Origin of the sequence: Marinagarivorans algicola, assembly GCF_001292705.1 — a bacterium.
Taxonomy (GTDB): Bacteria; Pseudomonadota; Gammaproteobacteria; order Pseudomonadales; family Cellvibrionaceae; genus Marinagarivorans; species Marinagarivorans algicola.
Map to the genome: position 1 here is coordinate 74,579 of NZ_LGAK01000019.1, position 25,070 is coordinate 99,648.

A 25,070-nucleotide genomic window follows, 5' to 3' on the forward strand; every position below is an offset into this window, starting at 1 on the left:
CATTTAATATATTAGGTGCTTGAGTGTCTTAATTTCTCAATGCCTTTATATTAAGACAGACACAAAAAAGGGTAGCTTAGCTACCCTTTTTTGTGTCTGCTAGTATGCGTTTATCGATTGCTTCAGTTTGTTTTGTGGATTTAATGTGATAAAAATGTGATGAATGTGTGACAGTATTGTGAGGATGAGCGGGTAAGCTAAGAGTATAAAAAGCTGTTAAGCTAGCTGTGCGCAAACAGATATGTTTGGTGGGGGCTTTTATCGTAATGCGTTGATTATCGTACGCATAATGATATTTTTGAGCGCTATTTTCATCCGCCTTAAGGTGACTCTATACACCTTAAAGCTCAGTATGCAAAGAATTTTATATGAGTGATAAACCTAAAATCCTGCTCGTCGAAGACGATAAAGACATTAATCAATTGATTTGTTTAAATTTAGAGGCGCTCGATTACGCTGTGACAAGTGTTGCCGACGGTGCAGAGGGGTTTGCCTTAGCGAAAGCTCAGCCGTTTGATTTGATTGTATTGGATATTATGCTGCCAGGGCTCGATGGCTTAACGGTCTGTAAGTGCTTGCGTCAAGAACATATCTTTACGCCTATACTGATGTTAACTGCCAAAAACACTGAAGCCGATCGGGTTATAGGGCTTGAAGTTGGCGCCGATGATTATTTGACCAAGCCCTTTAGTATTTTGGAATTGCGCGCAAGAGTTAAGGCTATTTTAAGGCGTGTTAAGTTTAATCATAATGCACAGGTGGTTAGCACTGGCGAGTGCGACACGTTTGGCGAGTTAATCATTGATCGCAATAAGCGCACAGTTGATTTGGCGGGTAAGGCGGTGCGTTTAACGGCGAAAGAATTTGATCTGTTGCTGTACTTGGCTAGCTCACCCGGAAGGGTTTATAGTCGTAACGATTTGCTCGATGCGGTGTGGGGGTACAAGCATAGCGGTTATGAGCATACAGTGAATTCGCATATTAATCGTCTGCGCTCAAAGTTAGAAAAAGACCCAGCAAATCCTATTTATGTATTAACTGTTTGGGGTGTGGGGTATAAATTTAATGATTAAAGCGAGTAAAACATTGTATACCCGCCTTGCGCTCTGTCTTACGGTGATCTTTTTGGCCATTGGTTTTTTTAGTGCCAATATGTTGTTTCAAGCTTCTAATTCTCATCAGCGTTTAGTGACGCAGCATTTGCATTGTGATTTGGCAAAGTTAGTGGTGAAAGATTATTTACTCTTTGATGATAATGGTTTGGACCTGAATGCCGCGAAAATGATTTTTATGAAACTCATGGTGCTAGGTCCTGATTTTGAATTTTATATCCTCGATGCCAAAGGGAATATTATGACCTATTCGGCAGAACCTGGGGTTGTTAAGCGTAAGAATGTCAGTTTAAAGCCGATTACCGACTTTATTCGAACGAAAAAAATAGACTCGCCTATTCTGGGAGATAATCCTCGTGAATATGGACAGCAAAAGATATTCTCTGCATCACCTATCGATCAAAATGGCCAAACGATTGGCTATTTGTATGTCATTTTAGGTAGCGATATTTTCGATGCCTTTTATGACTCATTGGCGCAAAGTAAAATGTTACGCTCAGGTTTTTGGTTAGTAATTGCGAGCTTGTGCTTTGGTTTATTAGCCAGCTTGGTCGTTATTGCGCTTATTACAAAACCTTTGCGTAACTTGTCAGCGTCGATCCAAAAAGTGCGCGATGAAGGCTTTTCTAAAGAAGGCGGTAAAAAAGCATCACGGGCATTGGCACATTGGGATAGTCAAAATAATAATGAGATTCATGTGTTAGGAAGTAGCTTCAAAGCCTTGCTCGACCGACTAGAAGAGCAATACCAGCAAGTTATTACCGTGGATGAGCTGCGCAAAGAGCTACTCACGCATATTTCTCATGACTTAAGAACGCCTTTGGCGTCATTGTTAGGGTACCTTGAAACGTGGCAGTTAAACGAAGGTAGTGTGGCAAAGGCCGACAGTGATCAGTACATTGAGGTGGCCGCGCGCAACGCTAAAAAGATAGCCAATCTTATCGAGCAGCTATTTGAATTGGCGCATTTGGATTCTGGTAGTGTACGAGTCAATCGTGAGTCTTTTTCGGTGGCTGAATTAGTACAAGACGTATTGCAAAAATTCACTATTGAGGCCAATAAATTAAATATAACACTCAAAGTTGAGCCTAAGGATACCTCTATCTTAGTAAAAGGCGATATTGAAAAGCTTGAACGTGTATTTTCAAATCTCATCGAAAACGCATTACGTCATACACAATCCGGCGGTAGCATTACAGTACGGTTGTCAACAAGTGGGCATTTTGTAGCAATTGATGTGAGCGATACGGGTATTGGTATTCCTGAAAAAGATTTACCTCATATCTTTGATGCTCATTTTAAAGCCGGTAACAGTATACGAGGGAATAGTGCTCACGGAGGAATCGGCTTAGCAATCACTAAAAAAATCATCGACCTGCATCACAGTAAAATCTCTGTGATAAGTGAAGTGAATCGTGGGACCACGTTTAGCTTTTTATTACCCTATGCGAGCTAAAAAACAAGCAGCAATCGTCTTTCTCATAAGTGTCAATCTTGCGTAGTATCATTATGAATGGTTCAGCTGGTGCAATGTCATGGGGCGGGTTAAAGTAGGGTTTTTTAGTGAGGTTAGCTCATGTTAGGTGCTGAGAGCCATTCAGGCACTACTAGTCAGGCTATTAATCAAGAGTTCTCTTCTGATGCGCGTCCATATGGTCTAGTTTGTGGCTATATTTTTAAGGAGGGGCAAGCGAAGGCTATAACTCTGGAGGACTATGCTCGCTGGCAAGCAGGAGATGGCTTGATTTGGCTGCATTTTGATATTCGCAATGCGCGTGCGCGCCAATGGTTGAGTGAGCATAGCGGCCTATCAGAAACTGCGGTACACACACTGTTAAGCGAAGAGACTCGGCCTCATGTTTGGCGTGAAGACGACTCGCTGATTATGGCGCTACGCAGTATTAATTTTCATCCTAATGCTGAGCCTGAAGATATGGTTGCGGTAAGGGCCTATGCAGATAAGCATAAAATGATCACAGCGCGCCGGCGCTCTTTAACTAGTTTACGTGATTTGGCCGGCTCGATGGCTGACGGTGTGGGTCCGGCATCGATTGCCCATATGCTTATTCACTTAACCGGTTCGCTGACGATGCAGTTAGTGAGCGCCATAGATTCTTTAGAAGATAAGATGGATGCGCTGGAGGCCGGAGTGCTTGATGACTTTCAGCAACAGCGGCGTGTACATGTTATGGAGTTGCGACGTAAATGTATTTTGTTACGACGCTATCTGGCACCGCAACGCGAAGCGCTTGCGCGGATTTATATTGAGCCTATTAGCTGGATTGATGAGCGAGTGCGAATGCAACAGCGCCATATTGCAGATCAATTAGTGCGCTATGTTGAGTCGTTGGATGCAGTCAAAGATCGCGCGGCGGTTGTGCAAGAAGAGTTGGCTAGTCGCGTTGCAGACCAATTAAATACCCGTATGTATATTTTGTCTGTGGTTGCAGCGCTGTTTTTACCGTTAGGCTTTATTCTGAGTGTTTTTCAATTGAAAGTGCTGGGTAAACCACTGGTTGAATACCCCTTAGGGTTACCCGCGTTAGTCTTAGCGATAATTATTGCCGTGAGTGCACAAGTGATTATTTTTAAACGCAAAGGCTGGCTGTAAATCAAGTGTAGAACCGAGTATTTATTCGATGTTTTCATCGAGGTGCGATGCGATGACCATTATTTGGTTAACACCGTATGTATTTACAGCTATAGTGGTCTCTAATAATGATCCGGTGATGTATGGGGTGTGCTCTTTAGTCATTTCGACTTGAGTTATGTTTGAACAACAAGCCACCATTTATAGCCGATGCTTCAAAGTTTAACATAACAATAATAAATGCACTGGCGGTCTAATACTGCGCCTCTTTCATGTATAGGATTCTTTATGTCTCAGTCTCTTTATCCCGTGCCCGATATTTTCGCAGCTTCTGCGCTTATCACTCAATCTCAATATCAAGTATTGTATGAGCAATCCATTAACGAACCTGAGGCCTTCTGGGCGGCGCAAGCCCAGCGCTTTTTAAGCTGGACTAAGCCCTTTGCGAAAGTGTGCGACGCGGATTTTACTGAGGGGCGGGCCGAGTGGTTTGCTGATGGCCAGCTCAACGCTTGCGTTAACTGTATAGACCGCCATTTGCTAACTAAAGGGCAAGAGACAGCCTTTATTGTCGAGGGCGATGAGCCAGAGCAAAGTGTGGAAATTACTTATCGGCAATTGCATCATAACGTGTGTAAGTTGGCTAATGTCCTCAAGGCGCAAGGGGTTAAAAAGGGCGACCGGGTATGTATTTATATGCCGATGATCGCTGAGGCTGCTTATGCCATGCTCGCGTGCGCGCGTATTGGTGCGGTGCACAGTGTTGTCTTTGGTGGCTTTTCGCCCGAAGCGCTAAAAGACCGTATTTTAGATGCCGATTGCCGACTTGTGATTACGGCTAACGAAGGGGTGCGTGGTGGTAAAACGGTTCCTCTAAAGGCGAATGTTGATCAGGCATTAGAAGGCTGTCCTAACGTGACAGCAGTCATTGTGCTGGCCTACACCGCCGCGGCATTTAAGCCGCAGCCGCGTGATATTGATTACGCGCAAGCGATAGCGCAGGCCAGTGCCGAGTGTGAGCCTGAGCCTATGAATGCGGAAGATCCGTTATTTATTTTGTATACCAGCGGTTCGACGGGTAAACCTAAAGGGGTATTGCACACGACCGGTGGCTATTTATTACAAGCGGCCATGACGTTTAAATATGTGTTTGATTACCGTGAAGGTGAGGTGTTTTGGTGCACGGCCGATGTGGGCTGGATTACTGGTCACAGTTACTGCGTATATGGGCCATTAGCGATAGGCGGCACGAGTGTTTTATTTGAGGGGGTACCGACCTACCCTACGCCGTCGCGTTGTTGGGAGGTTGTCGACACTCATAAAGTCAGTATTTTTTACACCGCGCCGACGGTATTAAGAGCTTTGATGGCTCAGGGCGATGATTTTGTGACTGCATCATCGCGTAATACGTTGCGTGTGTTGGGTACTGTCGGTGAGCCAATCAATCCAGAAGCTTGGCATTGGTTTTACCGTGTGGTGGGTGAGCAGCGCTGCCCCATTGTAGATACATGGTGGCAAACTGAAACCGGCGCACATATGTTGGTCCCATTGCCTGGTGCCACAGGGCTTAAGCCCGGCTCGGCAGCATTACCTTTTTTTGGTGTTGAACCGGCTATTATGGATGCCGAAGGCAATGAGTTAACGGGTGAATGTGAAGGTAATTTGGTGATTAAGCGCTCTTGGCCTAGCCAGATACGTACTATTTATGGCGATCATCAGCGCTTAATCGACACCTACTTTAGTACTTACAAAGGGCATTATTTTACTGGTGACGGCGCGCGCCGAGATGCAGATGGGTATTATTGGATTACAGGTCGGGTTGATGATGTATTGAATGTGAGTGGCCATCGCTTAGGGACGGCCGAAATAGAAAGTGCATTGGTGTTGCATCCGCAGGTTGCGGAAGCGGCAGTGGTTGGGTACCCGCACGCTATCAAGGGGCAGGGGGTTTATGCTTATATCACTTTAATGTGTGGCGTTGCGCCTGAGGATGTTGATAGAAAAACGTTAATTCAATTATGTCATCAAGAAATAGGGGCTATTGCTAAGCCCGATATTATTCAATGGGCGCCAGCGCTGCCCAAAACACGTAGCGGTAAAATCATGCGCCGTATATTGCGCAAAATCGCAGAGGGTGAGCTAGACACGCTTGGCGATACCTCTACTTTAGCAGATCCCAGTACGGTGGATGCACTTATTGCTAATCGCGAAGGTGGCGAGTAAGGGCAGTTCTTAGATGTAACTCTTTCAAGTCTAGACAGGGGTACGAGCTTGCTTTAGGGTGCGCGCTTAATTAATGATTGCTGTTATTACAGCTGGAGTATTCTTGTGAAAATTGCTAACGATCTCGCCGTGGGTATCCACTACACATTAACCGATGACAAAGGTGAAACCCTTGATAGTTCGATTGGTGCTGAGCCGCTAACCTACCTGCAGGGGCACTCTAATATTATTCCCGGTCTTGAGTCTGAGTTGACGGGCTTAGTGGTAGGTGATAAAAAATCGGTCCAAGTTCAGCCTGCCGAAGGCTATGGTGAATTTGATGAATCATTGGTTCAAGATGTGCCGCGTGAGATGTTTACTGGCGTAGACAGTATTGAAGTCGGCATGGCCTTTGAAGTAGATGGTCCCGATGGTCATCACTTAGTTGAAGTCACAAAAGTTGCGCCAGACACCATTACAATTGATGGTAATCATGTGCTTGCAGGTAAAGTACTCAACTTTGATGTGGAAGTGGTTGAGGTACGTACTGCCACGGTAGACGAAATAGAGAGCGGCCATATCCATAGTGAAGCGTGTAACCACTAAATTGACTCGCGGCCCACTTTATCACTCTTAAACTGAGCACACGTGCTGAGGTGACAGTTTTATAGGGTGCAAGTGTGCTGCTTGTTGTGTTTTACAACTCCCTTTAAAAGGTTTTTAAAGGGAGTTGCAATTTTTTTGCGATAATTGTTAAGGGCTTTAATAAATCCTTAGCGCATACTCTCAGCGAGGCGGTCCAACTGTGCTGTAACGTGTTGGCTTGCACTTTCCATTTTTTGGGCGCAGGCGAGGGCTTCTTTAATATCATCGCGATGATAGGCACTAACGGCGTTTTTACCCTGTGAATGCACTTCGTTATGCGGTGACTCTATGGCTCGAAATGCACTATTGCTGGCATACTTTTGGGCTCCTTCGCCATGTGAGCACCACTGCCCTAAGCGGCATTGATCGGCATTGATAAGATCATTGGCATTCGCTTGAGATTGCCCAATCAATACCTTGTAGACTTCGAGCTTCCAAGCCATATGATCCATTTTAACGGTTTGAATAAAGGCATCGTCAGTCGAGGCATCAATAACAGCAAACATTTTTTTCGCCAATCCGACTAGATTGCCCGTGGTATCTTCAATATCTTGCGTATTACTACTAACGGTATGCGATTTTTCACCCACGCGGTCAATGCCTCCCACTACATTATCCATTTCGGTATTGACTTTATTAATAAGCGCGGCAATTTCGTTGGTGGCCTCGGCAGACCGTTGCGCTAGGCTGCGTACTTCGTCAGCGACTACGGCAAACCCGCGACCTTGTTCGCCAGCTCTTGCCGCTTCAATTGCAGCGTTGAGTGCCAGCAAGTTGGTTTGCTCTGAAATGCCCTGAATCATTGATACAAAACCATTGATTCCTTCGGTGACACTTTTTAGGTTGCTGACGGCGCTAGCGACTTCAGAGGTGTCTTTACTGATAGTGCTGGTTGTGCGAGTTGTGGTCCCTAAAAGCCCCATGATCTGATCAAACATGGCTTGTGACTGCTCAAATTCATTACGGCTTTCTGTCAGTGTGGCGGCAGAACGAGCCAAATCTTGCTGCACGGTATTGATGGCGTCACTCGATTGCAGCCATAGCTGATTTAGAGTATTTTGTTGGTTATTGTCTTCGGCTTTGGGGGCGCTTTGTAGAGCGTCTTGTGTTTGCTTCAGCTCGTGCTGGAGGTCACTTAAGCGCTCTTTGAGTTGACGATTCTCATGCTCTAGCTCGTTGAGTGCTTCATCATCGCGGCGGGCAAAAAACATACAGTATTCTCCATAAAAAGCTATATGGGCTTAAGCGCCATCAATATAGTAGGTTCGAGCAGCCCCTTTAAGGGCGTATCAAGGTGGTTCCTGCTTTTAGATCGTTAATCGTTGTCAATCTTGTAGCGTTATCCCTCATAACTATAGATCGTATATTTCACTTCGCTAAGATTATTGTGCGTTTAGGGTATAGCAAGCGTGAAGCTCTGTTATAATGCAAGGCTTTGCCCAACACCTATCAAGTATTGCTATGAATATTACAGAGTATATGCGCCAAGTTGGCGAGCAAGCCCGTTTAGCGTCACGCGCTTTAGCGCGTGCAACGACCCAGCAAAAAAATGCTGCCCTAGAGGCTATAGCGAATGCCCTAGAGGCTGCCCGTGATGAGTTAATGACGCAAAATGCATTAGACATGGCTGCCGGCAAAAAAAATGGCTTAGATGCCGCTTTATTGGATCGCTTAGCGCTTACGCCGACACGTATAGACAGTATGATCGAAGGGCTACAGCAAGTGGCTGCGCTGCCAGACCCGTGTGGTGAAATGACGGATATGCAATATCGCCCCAGTGGCATTCAATTGGGCAAAATGCGAGTGCCCTTAGGAGTGGTGGGCATTATTTACGAGTCGCGCCCTAACGTGACCATTGACGCCGCTAGCTTATGCTTAAAATCAGGTAATGCCGCTATTTTACGCGGAGGAAGTGAGGCGATTCATTCCAATCAAGCGATTGCTAAGGCGGTAGCCACTGGGTTGGCCAGCACCGGGTTACCGACAGCTGCTGTGCAAGTCATTGAAACCACTGACCGTGCGGCAGTGGGTGCGTTAATTACCAGTAGTACTTATGTTGATGTGATTGTACCGCGTGGCGGTAAAGGTTTGATTGAGCGTATTTCTCAAGAAGCTACTGTACCTGTTATCAAGCACCTAGACGGTATTTGCCATGTGTATATTGATGACCATGCTGATCTCGATAAAGCATTTGATGTAGCCTTGAATTCAAAAACACACCGTTATGGTGTTTGTAATGCCATGGAAACACTGCTTGTTGCGCGCTCGGTTGCATCAGCAATACTACCGCGTTTAGGCAAGGCTTATATGCAAAAGCAAGTCGCGCTAAGAGGGTGTCAAGAAACCTGCGCTATTTTAAGTCAAGCCAGTGCCGCCACGCAGAATGATTGGTCAACCGAGTACCTAGCGCCGATATTAGCCATCAAAATTGTCTCTGATATTGATGAGGCAATGGCACATATTGCTACCTTTAGCTCACAGCATACAGAATCGATTGTTACTGAAAATTATACCTTAGCACGGCGCTTTCTTCGCGAAGTTGATTCTAGCTCTGTCATGGTTAATGCATCAACGCGGTTTGCCGATGGTTATGAGTATGGCTTAGGTGCCGAAATTGGTATCTCAACCGATAAAATTCATGCGCGGGGACCTGTAGGTCTTGAGGGGTTGACCTCTCAAAAATGGGTAGTGCTAGGTGATGGGCATATCCGTGCTTAATTCATGACGATATAACAGGCAAAAGACTAAACGGTGAAAGCCCTATTTATAGGCTTACCGATGTTAAGTCAATTTGATGAGCATTCAATGAGGCTTATCGTATTAACAAGCACTGCCTTTAGGGTGCTTTTATTTTTATCAAAACTGGCAAAATATTCATGACCATAGAATTAAAAGAAATTGTTAAACGTGCACTCGCTGATATTAAAGGCGAAAATATTGTAGAGTTAGATGTTGTTGGTATTTCAGATGTTGCGGATACACTTGTACTCTGTACAGGGGTGTCTAGTCGTCAGGTTAAATCATTAGCGAATAATGTCTTAGATGAGGCAAAAAAAGTCAATATTCGCCCCATCGGTGTAGAGGGAATGGATGCGGGTGACTGGGTGTTAGTGGATTATGGTAGTGTCGTTGTGCATGTTATGCTGCCAGCTTCGCGGGCTTTTTATGAGCTTGAAAAATTATGGTCAAGTAAACCGGTTAACCAGATTCCTGACCTCGACTAGTTATTGTTGAGTCACCTCAGTAGGCTGAATAGATCTATTGGGGTGAATCGATATTTTCATTTATGGGTTTTTAATGGATGAGTAAGGTTAACGCATGAAAGTGCAACTTATCGCGGTCGGCACTAAAATGCCTGACTGGATTCAAAAAGGTTATGGCGAATATTGTAAACGACTGCCTAAAGAGCTAGCGCCAAAACTGATTGAGCTTGCGCCAGGACATCGAGGTAAAAATGCTTCGGTGAGCACTGCGATTGAGACCGAAGGCAAAGAGATTCTTAATGCGATTGCTAGCAATGACTTTGTGATTGCACTTGAGGTTTTGGGTAAGCCTTGGGCTACAGAGCAATTGGCTGGTCATCTGACGGATTGGCGCATGGAAGGGCAAAATTTATGTTTTATTATTGGTGGGCCTGACGGTTTAAGTGCATCAGTATTAGCACGCGCTAATGCCAAATGGTCAATGTCTAATTTAACCTTGCCGCATCCGCTTGTGCGAGTTGTCTTTATCGAACAGTTATATCGTGCGTGGACTATTTTAAATAATCACCCATACCATAAATAGCGATGTTAAATCGCCGTTAACACACCCGATACATTCCGCGGTTTTGCTTGGAGCTCAATCATGCCAGCATTAGGCAAACATCACCGGCATTCAACCATTGCTAACGAAGGTCATCAGCGACGCATCATTCAATGGCGTTTATTGGTAGCCTTTTTGGGTGTGGTAGTGTTATTGGGTGTTTTGGTGACCCGCTTTTACTTACTGCAAATAAAGCAGCATCAAAATTTTGTCACATTGTCTGATCGTAATAGAATACAGGTGCAGCCGGTCGCCCCTACGCGGGGATTGATTTATGACCGCAATGGTATCTTATTGGCCGATAATCGTCCGAGTTATCGCTTGAGTGTTATCCCTGAGCGTGTTAAGAATCTAGATGCGTTATTTATAGAGTTAAATAAAATTATTGATGTCAGCCCGTCGGATATTGATCGCTTTAAAAAACTCAAAAACCGCGCGCGTGCGCCATATCAGCCTACCCCGCTAAAACTCGATTTAAGCCCCGAAGAAATTGCCAAAATCAGTGTCAACGAATACCGTCTGCCAGGGGTTGAGGTTGAAGCAGAATTGGTGCGTTACTATCCTTATGGTGAGCTCTTAGCGCATACCATTGGCTATGTAGGGCGTATTAACGAGCGAGAGCTAAAAGCCTTTGATGAAGACACCAAAAAAGATTACAGCGCTACTTTTAGTATCGGAAAAATAGGGCTTGAAAAACAATATGAGCGAGCACTATTGGGTGCCGTTGGGAGCCGGTTCTTAGAAACGAATGCCCATGGGCGAGCACTGCGAGAGCTTGAACGTGAAGCGCCCGAGCCAGGTCGAGATTTACATCTACACCTCGACTTGCATTTACAAAAAGCGGCCTATGAGGCATTGACTGGCTGGCGTGGTGCGGTTGTAGCTATTGATGTAAAGACAGGGGGGGTGTTGGCGATGGCAAGCTCGCCGAGTTTTGACCCTAATTTATTTGTGACAGGTATTAGTTATACCGATTATAACGCACTGAATAGTTCTAAAGACTTGCCTTTGTATAATCGTACTATTCAAGCGCAATATCCACCAGGGTCAACGCTCAAGCCTATTTTAGGTTTAGGCGGATTGGAGACAGGCTTAATATCAGCGCACACGCGGATTAATGACCCCGGTTTTTATCAGCTGGCTGAAGGTGAGCGCTTATACCGCGACTGGAAAAAGTGGGGGCACGGTAAACATGTTGATCTTCATCAAGCGATTACTGAGTCGTGCGATACCTTTTTTTATGAGCTCGCGGTACGCTTAGGTATTGATAACATGCACCCTATAGGCGCGCACTTTGGGTTGGGGCAGCACACGGGGATTGATGTGCCCAATGAGCGAAGTGGTTTATGGCCCTCTCGACAATGGAAGAAAAAACATCGACGCCAGCCTTGGTACCCTGGTGATAGTTTGAACGTCAGCATTGGACAGGGAGATGTATTAACAACGCCTCTTCAGTTAGCTGTTATGACAGCCACCTTTGCAAGCCAAGGACAGCGCTTTGAGCCTCATTTAGTCAAGCAGCTAGGCAAACAAAAAATTGAAAAAAAAGGTGTTGATATTGTATCAGCATCTAGAGAAAATTGGGCCTATGTTAATAAAGCAATGGAGTCGGTTGTGCACGGTTTACGTGGTACTGCTAAAGGAATTAACAAGGGGTTGTCTTATCGTGTGGCAGGTAAAACGGGTACTGCTCAAGTGGTTGGTATCGCGCAAGATACTGATTATGACCGAGATAAAATATCTCAGCGCAACTGGGATCATGCTTTATTTATTGCCTTTGCGCCTGCCGATGCACCGGAAATAGCCTTGGCGGTTGTGATCGAAAATGGCGAGCATGGATCGAGCGCGGCGGCGCCTGTGGCGAGAAGTGTTTTTGATAGTTGGTTTGATATTGAAGCGGCGCGTAAAGCCAAAATGCATTCATCGCAGAAGATATCGACGCGTCACCCCGCGAAAGCTGATTTTATGGTCAGCGAGGTTAACCAATGAAAATGCACGGTGGTCGAGATTTTGTAAGGCATATGCCAGGTTCGACGCAAACGTTTAAAAAAGGCGAAAGCTTTTGGCGTATTGTGCATGTTGATCCTTGGTTATTGTTAGCATTGCTCATATTAACAGGGACTGGTCTCTCTATTTTGTACAGTGCCAGTGGTACGAGTGAGTTTATGATAAAGCGCCAAATTATCTTTTTCTCTATTGCTTATATTGGTATGTTTGCTATTGCGCAATGCCCTGTTAATTTTTTAGAGCGCAGTGGTAAGTGGTTATATGTTTTTGGCATTGTACTATTGATTTTGGTGCTATTAATTGGTGTCGGTGCAAAAGGGGCGCAGCGCTGGTTAAGCTTAGGGTTTATTCGTTTTCAACCCGCTGAAATTTTAAAGTTAGCTATGCCGTTATGCGTAGCGGCCTATTTGGGCTCAAGAGCATTACCGCCTAAGCTCAAGCATATTGGTGGCTGCTTAGCGTTAGTGGCTTTACCTGCTTTACTTATTTTTAAGCAGCCGGATCTTGGCACCGCTATTTTAGTGACCGCATCGGGGTTGATTGCTTTATTTTTGGCGGGACTGAGTTGGCGTTATATTTTGGGAAGCTTATTGTTAGTGGTAGTTGCCAGCTGGCCAATGTGGAATTTTGTGATGCATGACTATCAAAAGCAGCGTGTCTTAACTTTATTAAACCCCGAAGCTGACCGATTAGGTTCTGGTTGGAATATTATTCAATCCAAAACAGCGATTGGCTCTGGAGGGCTGGAGGGCAAAGGCTGGATGCAAGGCACCCAATCGCAACTTGATTTTCTACCAGAAAGCCACACAGATTTTATTATTGCTGTACTCGCAGAAGAGTTTGGCCTTAAGGGTGTTGTGCTTTTGCTGAGCTTGTATGGCATTATTGTTGCGCGTGGATTAATGATTGCTTGGCGTGCGCAAAACCATTTTGGTCGTCTTTTAGCCGGCAGTGTTACGCTGACCTTTTTTGTTTACGTGTTTGTTAATGTGGGTATGGTATCCGGTATATTACCTGTAGTGGGGGTCCCTTTGCCGCTGGTGAGCTTAGGTGGTACGTCGCTAGTGACGTTAATGGCCGGTTTTGGTTTGTTGATGGCTGTGGCGACCGAGCCTAAAAAAACTCAAACTCAGACTTAATTTATGTGCTTGTGATTATATGATTTATCAATGTCACTTTTTCAATGCCTTAGTGCACTGAATTCCAAGAGGAATGTATGCATCATCTCTTTAATACTTTAATATCTGCACGCTGGCTGCTGATCGTGTTGTGTATGCTAATAGGCTCGGCAGTCTGGGCTGAGTCGACCCCAATGAAAAAGGGTTATGAGACACATAAAAATGCCCAAGCTTTTATTGATACCATGGTGAACAAACACGGTTTTGAACGTGAATACGTAGTAGGTTTATTAAAAAAAGCCGAAAAAAAACCTTCGATATTAGCCGCTATTGCGCGACCGGCTGAAAAAACTAAGCCGTGGCACGAGTATCGAAATATTTTTCTAAAAGAAAAACGGATTCAAGATGGCGTAGATTTCTGGTTGGCACATCAAGATATCTTAGCCGCTGTACAGAAAGAAACGGGTATCCCCGCTAATATAATTGTCGCCATTATTGGTGTTGAAACGCGTTATGGTCAGTATATGGGCAGCTACCGCGTACTTGATGCACTCACAACACTGGGCTTTGACTATCCTAAGCGCGGGGCTTTTTTTACGCGACAGCTCGAAGCATTTTTGCTGTTGACGCGAGAGCAGCATCAAGACCCGCTAACGCTCAAAGGGTCATATGCCGGCGCGATGGGCTATGGGCAGTTTATTCCGAGTAGTTATCGCAGCTTTGCTGTTGACTTTGATGGTGATGGCTTTGCAGATATCTGGAATAACAAAAAAGATGCCATTGCTAGCGTAGCTAATTACTTTAAAGCACATGGTTGGCAAAACGGTGAGCCTGTTGCGGAGCGCGCCTCAAAAGCCGCGCAATTTCCGCGTCAATTATTGAATATAGGGAGTCGGCCTAAAACGCCGGCGAATGAGCTAGCCACTTTAGGTTTTGCGCCATTATCTCGTCAACCTGTTAGCCTAAAGCCTGCTATGGCACTAGAGTTTACAGGTGTTAATGGTCCTGAATATTGGTTGGGCTACAATAATTTTTATGTAATTACACGGTACAATCGCAATAAAATGTATGCGTTAGCGGTGTATCAATTAAGTGAAGAGATTTCCAGTGCAAAGCGCGCTGCCGAAGCAGCTGTGGCTGCCCAACCTAAAAGGCAATAATTCATAGCTGCTTATTTGGGTGTCGCACTCTAACTGGCCTGGCGGTAAAGTGACGTATGCTGAGCTTTAGATGGTACAACTTGCTCGTTTGCAATGGCTGGTGAATCGGGGAGTTAATAGCTCAGCGGCCGTTAACTATGGTCGTCAGTCATAAAATAAACGCGTTATCTTGTTGTTAAAAAATTCAAAACCGATAACCGATAACGATGATTAGCGGTTTTTACTACTCACAATTATATGCATAAGAATATACCTTGATTAATCTAAAAAAGGCAATCGCTCCACCCGTAATCAGAATGTTCAGCAGCGCACTCTTGTTTTTTTTTACTGTGATTTTTTTTACGTTGATGACGGGGTGTCAAAGTCATCGTATCCGTTATGAAATACCGGTTGATATTGACGTAAAAGACAGCGGCCCAGCTGCACCACTGGATGTGGAGCATATTCCAGATGCCGATCCAGTAAAAGAACCTCGTACTAAAGCGGGTAATAAATCACCATATACCGTTTTAGGGAAAACATATCATTTGATGAATGATTCAACCGGTTTTACTCAAAAAGGGTATGCCTCGTGGTATGGGAAAAAATTTCACGGTAAAAAAACATCAAATGGCGAAATTTACAATATGTACGGTATGACCGCAGCACATAAAACGCTACCCATTCCCACATTTGTACGTGTGACAAATATCGCCAATGGTAAAAACGTTATTGTGAGAGTGAATGACCGAGGACCATTTCACGGCGATCGTATTATTGACTTGACCTATACCGCTGCCCGTAAGTTGGGGTTTGCTGGGCAAGGAACAGCTCGCGTTATGCTAGAGGTTGTTGAGGCTCAAGACCAGAGTCATTTTAAAGGCTTTGACGACTCGGCCCTCAAGCCCCATACAGCATCGACTCGCGTTGCTCCAAAACCAAGAAACTCCGGTGGCTATGAAGTTCCTGAGGGCACTTACCTACAAATGGGTGCTTTTGGACAGCCAGCCGGTGCTAGCGCATTCGCGCAAAAGGTCAAAGCACTGACAACATACCCCGTTATTATAGAAACAGTGGCTGAACGTAATATCCAGCGTGTTTTGCTTGGGCCGCTCAAAGATAATTGGGATCTCGTCAATTTGCAGCAATTCTTTAAGCAAGAAGGTTATCAAGAGCCCAAAGTTGTCTATAAAACGTTCAATCTCAATTAGAACAGCATAGCGATTGATTATAATGCCTTATTATAATCAGCACACTTTGATATTATGCGCGCTCAAATAAATTTGGAGATTCGGCGTGGATAATCAAAATTCCCACACACCTAAAAGTATACACGGCACTTGGAGTAGTCGGTGGACGTTTATTCTTGCCGCAACGGGCTCTGCTGTTGGCTTGGGTAATATTTGGAAGTTCCCTTACATTGCAGGCGAAAATGGTGGTGGTGCTTTTGTTTTGGTCTATTTGTTATGCATTGTCATTGTGGGTATCCCCATTATGATGGCTGAGGTTTTTTTAGGTCGTAATGCGCGGCGTAACCCAGTTAATGCGGTAGAGGTTTTTACTCGACAATCTGGCGCCAGTCATAATTGGCGCTATATTGGGGTCATGGGCGTAATCGCAGGCCTGTTGATTATGTCTTTTTACAGTGTGGTAGCAGGCTGGGCTTTGCACTATGTTTTTGCCAGTATCAGCGGTACATTTACCGATATTTCTGCGGCAGGATCTGATGCTTTCTTTGGGGGCTTATTGGGTGACCCCAAAGCTTTGCTCGGCTGGCATTCAACGTTTACCCTAATGACTTTTATTATTGTGGCCAGTGGTGTCAGTAAGGGTCTAGGGGCTGTTGCTAAATATATGATGCCATTTTTGTTTTTGGCATTAGCGGTGCTATTGGTCTATGGCTTTTTGGCCGGAAACTTTAAGGCCGGCGTTATGTTTTTGTTTACGCCTAATTTCTCTGCACTCACCGGAGACAGTATATTAATCGCTATGGGGCATGCCTTTTTTACGTTAAGTTTAGGTATGGGTGCGATCATGGCTTATGGCGCTTACATGCCAAGTAGTGCAAATATAGGTAAAACAATATTGACAGTGGGGATTCTTGATACGCTAGTTGCGTTGGTGGCTGGCCTTGCTATTTTCCCGATTGTGTTTGCGAACCCTACAATTGAAGTGGGTGCGGGGCCAGGGTTGTTATTTGTGAGCCTGCCGATTGCCTTTGGTTCTATGCCTTTAGGTCTCTTGATTGGGACTCTATTTTTTGCCTTAGTGGCGGTGGCTGCATGGAGTTCGGCGGTTTCCTTAATTGAGCCTGCTATTGCTTGGTTAATAGAGAACAAAGGCTGGAAGCGTATAAAGGCTGCAGGTATTGTAGCTGGTTGTTGTTGGTTACTAGGCCTTTTAACCGTGGCATCGTTTGGTCCATTGGCAGAGTTTAAACCGGCTTGGCTCTTGTATTTTACGCCTTTTGATTTCTTTGATTTTTTAACTAGCCAAATCATGTTGCCTTTAGGCGGCGTGCTGATTGCCCTGTTGGTGGCTTGGAAGGCGCCCGCTGCGCTGTTGCAAAAAGAGTTTGGCTTTAAAAGTCAAAAGACGCAAACCCTACTACTATTCTTATTACGTTTTGTTTCGCCGACCTTGGTCTTATTGATTATGGCCATTAAGCTTTTTGAAACCCTTTCGCAATTAGGAGCTTAAAACGGTGTCACGCAGTTTGAATCGTAGTGCGCATGTTGTGTATTCAGCAGAACAAATGTTTGATTTGGTTAATGATATTGAATCTTATCCGCAGTTTTTACCGAATTGTGTGGGGGCCCGAGTCACATCGAGAACGGCAACGTGCGTTGAAGCCGAGCTCACGCTCTCTAAAGCAGGCACCCACCATCGTTTTGCGACCCGCAATACCTTAAGTTTCCCGCACAAAATGACTTTACAGTTATTGAGTGGTCCTTTTAAAGAGTTTGACGGATGTTGGGAATTTAAGGATATTACTGGTGGTTGTGAGGTGTCTTTCACACTGAAATTTGAGTTTTCTAACTTTTTACTCAATATGGCTGCAGGTAAGTGGATGGAAGATACCGCGAGTCAGCAAGTCGATGTTGTATGTCAGCGAGCTAGGGCGTTGTATGGCTAGCATCACTGCAACCAGCCAAGCACAAGCCTCACTTTAGGTGTTTGGATATTGTCTGGGCATTTAGCCGAGAGCGACTTATACGCCGACCCCAGACAATGTCCATTCATACCCAATCTGGGGTCTTGAATAGTTACTAAGCAGGTCTGTTGGATAGCCTGTATAGATGAGGGGTCAGTATGTTGAATATAAAACTCACTGGCAGCAACTTAAAGAGTAATAATACATGACAGATATAGAGCCAATTGCTGTTGAGGTGGCTTATGCGTTACCTAAAAAACAAAAATTATTGAGTGTGTTGGTTAAGCCCGGCACAACAGCATTACAGGCTGCTCAGCAATCGGGTATTACGCAGTTTTTTTCTGAGCTGGATTTAACCACTGCTTCAATGGGTATTTTTGGTCAAACGCTTGGCGTTAAGGGCTTAGCCCCCCCTGAAAGTTATGCTATGCAAGCGGGAGAACGCGTTGAAATATATCGCCCGCTAATCTCGGACCCCAAAGAAGTACGCAAGCGTGTTGCTGCTAGGCAAAAAGCGGCAGCTGAAAAAGCAGGCGTCGATAAGTAAAATGCTCATCCAGTGCCATAACCCAATATCACAGCGAGATTGCCTTAGGAGCGGTGCTTAGCAATAGCATCAAGGCTATGAACCAACCCATAGCCGCTAATACTTGCCAAAATCTCAGCGGGTGACGCTGTAGTAGTGGTTGGGTTTCGGGGTTTTGCCAAAGCGGATTGGGGCGCTTCAAATCGAGTAAAAACTCTGAAAATGACTCATAGCGTTGCTCGGGGTGGATCGATACTGCTTTGGCAATCGCTTTGTCTATCCAATAAGGTACTAGGGGGTTATAGGTTGCTGCGGGCCGATAGCGGAGCTTTTGAAACGCTTTTAAATGCATGGCTTTACCGTATGCCTCGCCGTAAGGGCGCTTGTGCGTAAGCATTTCATACATAAGGATAGCCACACTGAATTGATCGGATCGACTTGAGGCCTTGGCGCCATAGCGATACTCAGGTGCTGAATAATCTAGCGTCCCTAAAACGTGATCGCGCTCAAAAGCGACACCCACCTCGCTAATACCCGCCACCCAGCTTGAACCAAAATCAATAATCACAGGCCCACGGCTTGTCACAATAATATTGTCTGGCTTAATATCTTGGTGCAGTGTGTCTTTGCGGTGAAAGGCGCGTACACCTTTGATAATGCCAGTGATTAGGTCAATGGCATCAGGGATATCCAGCGGTGCTCGCTCTTTTATTAAGTGGGTTAAGGTGGGTCCTTTGAGGTACTCGGTTAAATAATATAAAAAGGTGCGAGGCTTAGGCGGCGTGACCACTTTGACAATACAATCGCTGTTCAAGCGTATGCCAATCCAGCTTTCCATAACAAAGCGTTCAATGTAAGCGATATCATCACTGTAATGACTGGAGGGGGTTTTCATGACGAGGCTATTACCGTCTGCATCTTCGACACGGTATACCTGACTTCGCTCAGACTCTTGTAATATGGCTTTGACGCATAGGCCATCAAGGGTTTGGCCAATACTCAAAAGTGGCGCAAAAGGAAGGCGCGAGAGTACGCTGACGGTATCGCTTTGCGAGGCGGCACCAATATTGTTGACTCTACAAATTTGAATGCTTAGATTATCCTGGCTGTTGTTTTCGAGTGCTTGGTTGAGTAGCCGAGAGCAGGCATCCTCGAGATTATCGCTATAAGCATTAAGCAGCGATTCGATAGACTTGTGTTGAATGTTGTCGTGAATACCATCAGTGGTGAGAATAAACGTGTCCCCAATCATAAGTTCATGGGTTTGCATATCGATTTCTAAAATATCATCGGCCCCGAGCGCACGGGTCAAGTAGGTTGTTTTTTTGTCGATTTTTTGAGTATGGTCACGGGTGAGCTGCTCGAGTTGACCATGGCGTAAACGATAGATACGGCTATCGCCAACATGAAAGCAAAATACCTGATTACTTTTTAAAATAATGGCCGAAAAAGTCGTGAGTAAGCCTTCTTGACGCGGACTATTGGCCCCTAAGCCCCACAGATACCGGTTTAATGATTGAATCACACGCGTAGCGCTTTGTTGGGTACGCCATGTGTCGGGTGTTGCATAGTAGTCGCCCAAAAAACCCGTAATGGCGCTTTGGCTGGCCTGTTTTGCTGCTGCCGATGTACTAACGCCATCGGCAATCGCAATCGCAATGCCTTTGTACGTTAATAGTGTGCCATCAGGGATGCGTGCACCAATAGTGTCTTGGTTTTCGCTTTTGGCACCTGCTTGAGAAAGCTGGGCAAAGGTAATATCGAGGGAGGATTTTAAATGTTCCATGAGCACTCTGCCAAGTATTTAATTGATTAAATAAAAAGCCACGATCGCGTCAAGCAGATAAACATGATCAAAGTGGCTTGGCCAATGACCTACCCGTGCCGCTGTTAGGCTATCTCTTAGGCGTGACAATAATACGTCAAGCCAAAATAGTGAGCGCAAAACCCACGGTGCCAAGGGCTAAAAGATACAGCGCCATAGGGCCTGCGGTATAGCGAATGATTTGGCCTTCACTACCGCTGAGTTTAACCACAGAGGCAGCGGCAACAACATTGGCAACGCAAATCATATTACCGGCATTGGAGCCTAACAGTTGCAGCCCCAACATACCTGTGACAGGCAGTGATAGATCTTGAGCGACGACCATCTGTAAGTTGCTAAACATCATATTTGAAAAGGTTGCCGAGCCGGCGATAAAAGAGCCCAGCGCACCAATCAGCGGGGCAATAAAAGGCCAGTTGTGGGTAAATGCCGCAGCGGCCTGCTCGGCCAGTAATAGCGGCATAGCCGGTACAGGGAGTGCATCGATGCTTAAGGCATTGACATCGGAGTAAATAAAGAGCCGTACCATAGGTACTGAGGCGGCTAGAGCCATAGCGGTTGGTAGCAGCGTTTTGAGGGCATTAAGCCAAGCCTTTCTACAGGATTGCATATGCGTAGCGCCAGGGTTAAGCGCTATCGATATGCCGCAAACCCCGCATGCAACAGCAATAAAAATAGCGCCTGGCGAGTACAGTACAGAAAAGGTAGCTTGTATAGGTGTGCTAAACAGCAAGCCAGTACTCAATGATAGGCTATTGAGTATGGGCTTAATGCCTAAAAACTCAACACGCGTTAAAAGGAGTAATAACACTACGCTAAGGTAGGGTAGCCATGCGTAAAACAGTGTTTTATAGGTGGGGCTGCTTGAAGGCGCGAGTGTTTGCGTGATGGGCTCATCATTAGGGAACCGCCAATATACTGCGGGCATAAGCCATTGTTTTTTAATCAGCACTAGCGCCACTAATAAGCCAGTAAGCCCACCCACTATTGATGGAAACTCTGGACCTAAAAATTTAGCCACTAGCCAAGCGGTGACGGTAAAGCTTAAGCCCATCACTAAGGCAAATGGCCATACCGCTAAGCCTTCGCGAAAGGACGCGTTTTGCCCCCAGAAGCGAGTCAACATGGCGCACAGCAATAGCGGTATAAAACTGGCAACAAGAATGTCCATAGCCGCTGCCTGTATGGCGATAGCGCGGATATGCGCGTACTCTAGGCTGGGGGCACCTTGCACTAAACCCACCAGCACGGGCGTACCTACAGCGCCAAAGGTCACGGGTGCTGAATCGGCAACGAGAGGCATAACAACAGCAGCTAACGCAGGGAAACCCAGCGACAGCAACAGTGGGGCAGCAATGGCTGCTGGCGTACCAAAGCCTGAAGTACCCTCTAAAAACGCACCGAACAACCATGCAATAACCACAGTTTGAATACGGCGATCGGTGAAAGGGCGGTAAAACCTTGTTGAATATATTCAATGGTACCCACGGCCTTTAGCACATTTAATAATGCAATAGCGCCAAATACAATCCATAAAATACTCAGGGCAATGACCAAGCCTTCTACGATGGCCGCGGCCATATACGGCAGTGGTATTTCCCATATCAACGCACAAATAGCAGTCGTGAGTGCAAAGCTCAAAGGCATAGCGCGACTTGCCGGTAAGCGTAAAATAACCAGTAAAAAAATAACACTGAGTACGGGTGTTAAAGCCGACAAGACAATTATGAGAGTCATAGGTTAAAGTCTCAGTGAATTTTAGCTATTGTGCTCGGTTTTGAATAGAAGAGCAAACAGTGCTCACGGACTTAGCGCTTTCAGCGTGATTGGCTTTCATTTTGCGTGTTTTAAAGCTAAGGTAGTAGGGTTTTCTTACTGCAAAAGCCTATGAAACCCATTATTACAAAAGCGCAAATACGTGCCCAGTTAGAGCAAGCGATGGCCGAGTACCATACCAAAGGTGGTGAAGTAAAGGACGTGCCTCGTGGCCTCAGTGGCCTGACGGACAATGTTAATATCTTTGCACAAGGGTTCTCGCGTAGCCATCAGCAGGCGCGTACATCTGTGAGCGACGAAGTAAAAGCCTTAGAGGCGCGCAAGCATCCCGAAAAGCCGAAAAACCGCCGCCCCAAGCGAGTATTAATTAAAGATGATTTTGGCGAACCTTTACGCTGGGTATGGGAAGATTAAAAAAACTCAACCTTATACCATCCCCGAAAATCTAATACATATTATTAAACTATGCCTCGTTATTGGTTATTCAAGACAGAACCCGATGAATTTAGTATTAACGACCTGCGCAGCCAAGGTACGGTCTGCTGGGATGGCGTACGCAATTATTCGGCGCGCAACTTTTTACGCGATGAGCTAGAGCAGGGCGATAGGGTGCTTATTTATCACAGCAGCTGCAAAACCATCGGCGTCGCCGGTATTGCGCAGGTTACCCAAGCTGCTTATCCCGATCCTACACAATTTGATTCCTCAAGCGCTTATTATGACCCGAAAGCTTCACGTAATTCACCCAAGTGGTTTTGTGTCACGCTTGGCTTTAGCGCATGCTTTGGCAAAGTGATCACTCTAGGTCAACTGAAAAACACGCCAGCGCTTAGCGCCATGACGCTGTTTAAACAGCCGCGCTTATCCGTACAGCCGGTGACCGCCGATGAATTTCAGTGCATTAAGCAGTTAGCACGAATTATGACTTGCGTTGAATAACGGTGGGTGATGTACCACTGGGTGAGTGGCGCATAATGCTATTAGATTTACATTTTTATCTCTAGACGTTGTTAGGGTAGTGTATATCCTCGCTATGCTTTTTATAGAAAGACCCTCTAGGCTCTATTACGGCTATTACCAATAGCGCCGGTGTCATCGAAAAACGTATGGCCTTTGACCCTTGGGGTGCGCGGCGCAAGCTCAACAACCCAACCAGCAATAGTGCCCGTTGGACGATCAGCGCAATGGCGCCTACCAGTGTATTGGCCGAGTTCGCCAAAACCCATAAAAATGTCGCCACAAACCGCGGCTTTACCGGCCACGAAATGCTCGACGAAGTGGGCATTATTCATATGAATGGGCGGATTTACGATGCCTCTATTGGGCGCTTTTTGCAGGCAGACCCGCATATTGATGGGGCTGGGAGTGTTGGAGGGTATAATCGGTATTCGTATCTTAAGAATAACCCGCTGAATGGAACGGATCCTACGGGGTATTTTAGCCTCAAGAAGGAGCTGAAAAATGGGTGGAATAAGGTTAGGCCGTTGGTAGGGGCAATCGTTGGGATTGCTCTCGCTGTTTGGATGCCTTGGGATGGTGGCTTTGGGGCAATGGTTGCCTATGGTGCTATTGCAGGCGGAGCCGGAGCGGCGGCTAATGGAGGAAACTTAAGTGATGTCATTCGGGGTGCCGCGATTGGTGGTGCTTCTGCGGCTGCTTTTTTTGGTGTAGCAAAAGCTATTCCTAGTGCAGCGAGTGCAGCAGAAGCCGGTAAAAACGCATTTCGAATAGGAAAAAACGCGTGGATGACCGCTGGAAATTTTGCCAAGCTTGTTGTTGCACAAGGCATGGTCGGAGGAGTGATGTCAGTGCTTCAAGGTGGCAAGTTTGGGCATGGTTTTGCGAGTGCCGGCATTTCGAAACTAGCGACCCCTGGCATTTTATCGATGGATAATGTGGTTGCAGAAAGCATTGCCAGTGGCATGGTTGATGGTACAGTATCTAAGGCTACTGGCGGGAAGTTTGCAAATGGTGCGACTACAGCTGCGTTTTTGTATGCGTTTAATGCTGGTAGTACGGCTGTAAAAGATGCACAAAAGGGGCAAGTTGCTGTTGATAAAGCTTTAGATCGTCTTCGTTCTGAGGTGTTACGAATGGATGGCAAGGATTCTGAAAGTTATAAAAATGCTTTGAAAATGACGGGTACTTTTGATGAGTCTTATTCCGGTGTTGCAGTTATAGATGGAAAATCGGGTAAAGCTATTTTTGGACGTCAGTTTTTGAATCCTTCCGCTTCTGATGAAATGAGTGTAGATGCAACAAAATATTTTAATTCGCTATCTACTTCTGACAGACAGCTATTTGTAGTCCGGCATGAGTTAGAGCATATGAGTGCTCATAATTTGTCAATTCAGAGGAATTACCAAATGCAAGGTATTGATACTGATCGGTTGCCGCGTTATAGAAACCAATTTGAAATTGATGCGACTAATAAAACGTACAATTGGATGAAGGGTCGATAAATGAATAAAAAATGGCTTTTGATTTTCTGTATGATGATGTCCAATTTCGTTGCAGCGGATAAAATGCCGTCCTCAATTGCGCATATATATGTTACGGACACATTTTACAAAAACACTAACAAGATAAGCCTTCTTTCTGATGGAAGATATATCAATACTAATACGGATATTTTTAAAAACTATCAAATAGAGATTACCGATGAGGTATATCGTTTGATATTAAATGAGAGGGAGTTTTTTGAATTTTCTTATGCAAGGGCAAGGAGTGGGGAAGGCTGGGCTACCAAGTCAAAGGATTACAGGGTAGTTTCACGCAAAAGTTCTAATGGTTTATATACTATATCTGCTACGGACTCGGTGCAGAGTAGCTGTATCGATGGTGTAACATTAGATCACCATTTTTTTACTTTTGATGTGAATATTGGTCTTATATCTTCAGTCTCTTTGGTTGGAAACTGTAAGACGTCTGAGGTAGCTGGAGCACTCACCTATTCATTTGACTGGGCGCAAAGTGGAAAGCCTTAAACTGTTGTTATTTGTGCAGAAAATTTAGTTCCATGGTCGAGTATTTAGCCGCTATTAGCGGGCCTTAGATCATCAATAAAAGCCCGCTTGGCGTTGTGCTTGAGAATCAGAACCAGTAATCGGGGACACCCAAAACAAAAAACTGTTAAATCAATAGGTTAGTAAACTTGCAGGGACGCTCACTC

At 45.4% G+C, this 25,070-nt stretch carries 21 protein-coding genes and 1 pseudogene; 19 read left to right on the top strand and 3 right to left on the bottom strand.

Going from position 1 to position 25,070, the window contains the following annotated elements:
- Positions 1-368: 368 nt before the first annotated feature.
- The 5 genes from AC438_RS08120 to AC438_RS08140 all read left to right on the top strand — a co-directional run bounded on the left by AC438_RS08120 (position 369) and on the right by AC438_RS08140 (position 6,510).
- Positions 369-1,073 carry a response regulator transcription factor gene (locus tag AC438_RS08120; RefSeq protein ID WP_053980753.1) on the top strand — a complete coding sequence of 235 codons (705 nt, stop codon included), beginning with the start codon at positions 369-371 and terminating at the stop codon, positions 1,071-1,073.
- Positions 1,066-2,568, top strand: a complete 1,503-nt coding sequence (locus tag AC438_RS08125; protein WP_053980754.1) for a sensor histidine kinase — start codon at positions 1,066-1,068, stop codon at positions 2,566-2,568. Before AC438_RS08120 ends, AC438_RS08125 begins: the two co-directional genes overlap by 8 nt.
- Positions 2,569-2,688: 120 nt before the next feature.
- The gene (locus tag AC438_RS08130) at positions 2,689-3,723 is read left to right on the top strand and encodes a zinc transporter ZntB (protein ID WP_053980755.1); all 1,035 of its coding nucleotides are present in this window, start codon (positions 2,689-2,691) and stop codon (positions 3,721-3,723) included.
- 267 nt (positions 3,724-3,990) lie between these two features.
- Positions 3,991-5,925, top strand: a complete 1,935-nt coding sequence (gene acs, locus AC438_RS08135) for an acetate--CoA ligase (RefSeq protein WP_053980756.1) — start codon at positions 3,991-3,993, stop codon at positions 5,923-5,925.
- A gap of 105 nt (positions 5,926-6,030) precedes the next feature.
- Positions 6,031-6,510, top strand: a complete 480-nt coding sequence (locus AC438_RS08140) for an FKBP-type peptidyl-prolyl cis-trans isomerase (RefSeq protein ID WP_053980757.1) — start codon at positions 6,031-6,033, stop codon at positions 6,508-6,510.
- Between the two features lie 167 nt (positions 6,511-6,677).
- On the opposite strand, the gene AC438_RS17335 is transcribed toward AC438_RS08140, so the two are convergent.
- Positions 6,678-7,760: a methyl-accepting chemotaxis protein gene (locus AC438_RS17335; RefSeq protein ID WP_053980758.1), complete on the bottom strand. Its 1,083-nt coding sequence runs from the start codon at positions 7,758-7,760 to the stop codon at positions 6,678-6,680.
- Between the two features lie 250 nt (positions 7,761-8,010).
- On the opposite strand from AC438_RS17335, the gene AC438_RS08150 reads away from it, so the two are divergent.
- The 10 genes from AC438_RS08150 to AC438_RS08195 all read left to right on the top strand — a co-directional run bounded on the left by AC438_RS08150 (position 8,011) and on the right by AC438_RS08195 (position 18,318).
- Positions 8,011-9,267 (top strand): glutamate-5-semialdehyde dehydrogenase, encoded by a 1,257-nt coding sequence (locus AC438_RS08150; RefSeq protein ID WP_053980777.1) that lies wholly within the window; start codon positions 8,011-8,013, stop codon positions 9,265-9,267.
- A 158-nt stretch (positions 9,268-9,425) separates the two neighbouring features.
- Positions 9,426-9,773, top strand: coding sequence for a ribosome silencing factor (gene rsfS, locus AC438_RS08155; protein ID WP_053980759.1), 348 nt, complete (start codon positions 9,426-9,428; stop codon positions 9,771-9,773).
- A 94-nt stretch (positions 9,774-9,867) separates the two neighbouring features.
- The gene (gene rlmH, locus AC438_RS08160) at positions 9,868-10,335 is read left to right on the top strand and encodes a 23S rRNA (pseudouridine(1915)-N(3))-methyltransferase RlmH (RefSeq protein ID WP_053980760.1); all 468 of its coding nucleotides are present in this window, start codon (positions 9,868-9,870) and stop codon (positions 10,333-10,335) included.
- A 60-nt stretch (positions 10,336-10,395) separates the two neighbouring features.
- Positions 10,396-12,342 (top strand): penicillin-binding protein 2, encoded by a 1,947-nt coding sequence (mrdA, locus tag AC438_RS08165; protein WP_082354033.1) that lies wholly within the window; start codon positions 10,396-10,398, stop codon positions 12,340-12,342.
- Positions 12,339-13,499: a rod shape-determining protein RodA gene (rodA, locus tag AC438_RS08170; RefSeq protein ID WP_394203308.1), complete on the top strand. Its 1,161-nt coding sequence runs from the start codon at positions 12,339-12,341 to the stop codon at positions 13,497-13,499. The genes mrdA and rodA overlap by 4 nt, the downstream gene beginning before the upstream one ends.
- 134 nt (positions 13,500-13,633) lie before the next feature.
- Positions 13,634-14,638: a lytic murein transglycosylase B gene (mltB, locus tag AC438_RS08175; protein WP_053980780.1), complete on the top strand. Its 1,005-nt coding sequence runs from the start codon at positions 13,634-13,636 to the stop codon at positions 14,636-14,638.
- A 314-nt stretch (positions 14,639-14,952) separates the two neighbouring features.
- On the top strand, positions 14,953-15,828 hold the full coding sequence (locus tag AC438_RS17340) for a septal ring lytic transglycosylase RlpA family protein (protein WP_202904726.1): 876 nt from the start codon (positions 14,953-14,955) through the stop codon (positions 15,826-15,828).
- 85 nt (positions 15,829-15,913) lie between these two features.
- The gene (locus AC438_RS08185) at positions 15,914-17,317 is read left to right on the top strand and encodes a sodium-dependent transporter (RefSeq protein WP_053980762.1); all 1,404 of its coding nucleotides are present in this window, start codon (positions 15,914-15,916) and stop codon (positions 17,315-17,317) included.
- Between the two features lie 4 nt (positions 17,318-17,321).
- Entirely contained in the window at positions 17,322-17,753 is a 432-nt protein-coding gene (locus tag AC438_RS08190; protein WP_053980763.1) for a type II toxin-antitoxin system RatA family toxin, read from the top strand.
- A 223-nt stretch (positions 17,754-17,976) separates the two neighbouring features.
- Positions 17,977-18,318: an RnfH family protein gene (locus AC438_RS08195; RefSeq protein ID WP_053980764.1), complete on the top strand. Its 342-nt coding sequence runs from the start codon at positions 17,977-17,979 to the stop codon at positions 18,316-18,318.
- Positions 18,319-18,346: 28 nt separating this feature from the next.
- Here AC438_RS08195 and AC438_RS08200 read toward each other — a convergent pair whose 3' ends face one another.
- On the bottom strand, positions 18,347-20,083 hold the full coding sequence (locus AC438_RS08200; RefSeq protein ID WP_053980765.1) for a bifunctional protein-serine/threonine kinase/phosphatase: 1,737 nt from the start codon (positions 20,081-20,083) through the stop codon (positions 18,347-18,349).
- 136 nt (positions 20,084-20,219) lie between these two features.
- A pseudogene (locus tag AC438_RS08205) lies at positions 20,220-21,859 on the bottom strand (L-lactate permease).
- 150 nt (positions 21,860-22,009) lie between these two features.
- Here AC438_RS08205 and AC438_RS08215 point away from each other — a divergent pair.
- The 4 genes from AC438_RS08215 (at position 22,010) to AC438_RS08235 (ending at position 24,885) form a co-directional block, all read left to right on the top strand.
- Positions 22,010-22,312 carry a hypothetical protein gene (locus tag AC438_RS08215; protein WP_053980768.1) on the top strand — a complete coding sequence of 101 codons (303 nt, stop codon included), beginning with the start codon at positions 22,010-22,012 and terminating at the stop codon, positions 22,310-22,312.
- Positions 22,313-22,363: 51 nt separating this feature from the next.
- A complete protein-coding gene (locus AC438_RS08220; protein WP_053980769.1) occupies positions 22,364-22,837 on the top strand; it encodes an EVE domain-containing protein in 474 nt (157 codons plus the stop codon).
- A 167-nt stretch (positions 22,838-23,004) separates the two neighbouring features.
- Positions 23,005-24,360 carry an RHS repeat-associated core domain-containing protein gene (locus AC438_RS08230; RefSeq protein ID WP_082354034.1) on the top strand — a complete coding sequence of 452 codons (1,356 nt, stop codon included), beginning with the start codon at positions 23,005-23,007 and terminating at the stop codon, positions 24,358-24,360.
- On the top strand, positions 24,361-24,885 hold the full coding sequence (locus AC438_RS08235; RefSeq protein ID WP_053980772.1) for a hypothetical protein: 525 nt from the start codon (positions 24,361-24,363) through the stop codon (positions 24,883-24,885). It begins immediately after the preceding gene.
- The last annotated feature ends 185 nt before the right edge of the window (positions 24,886-25,070 follow it).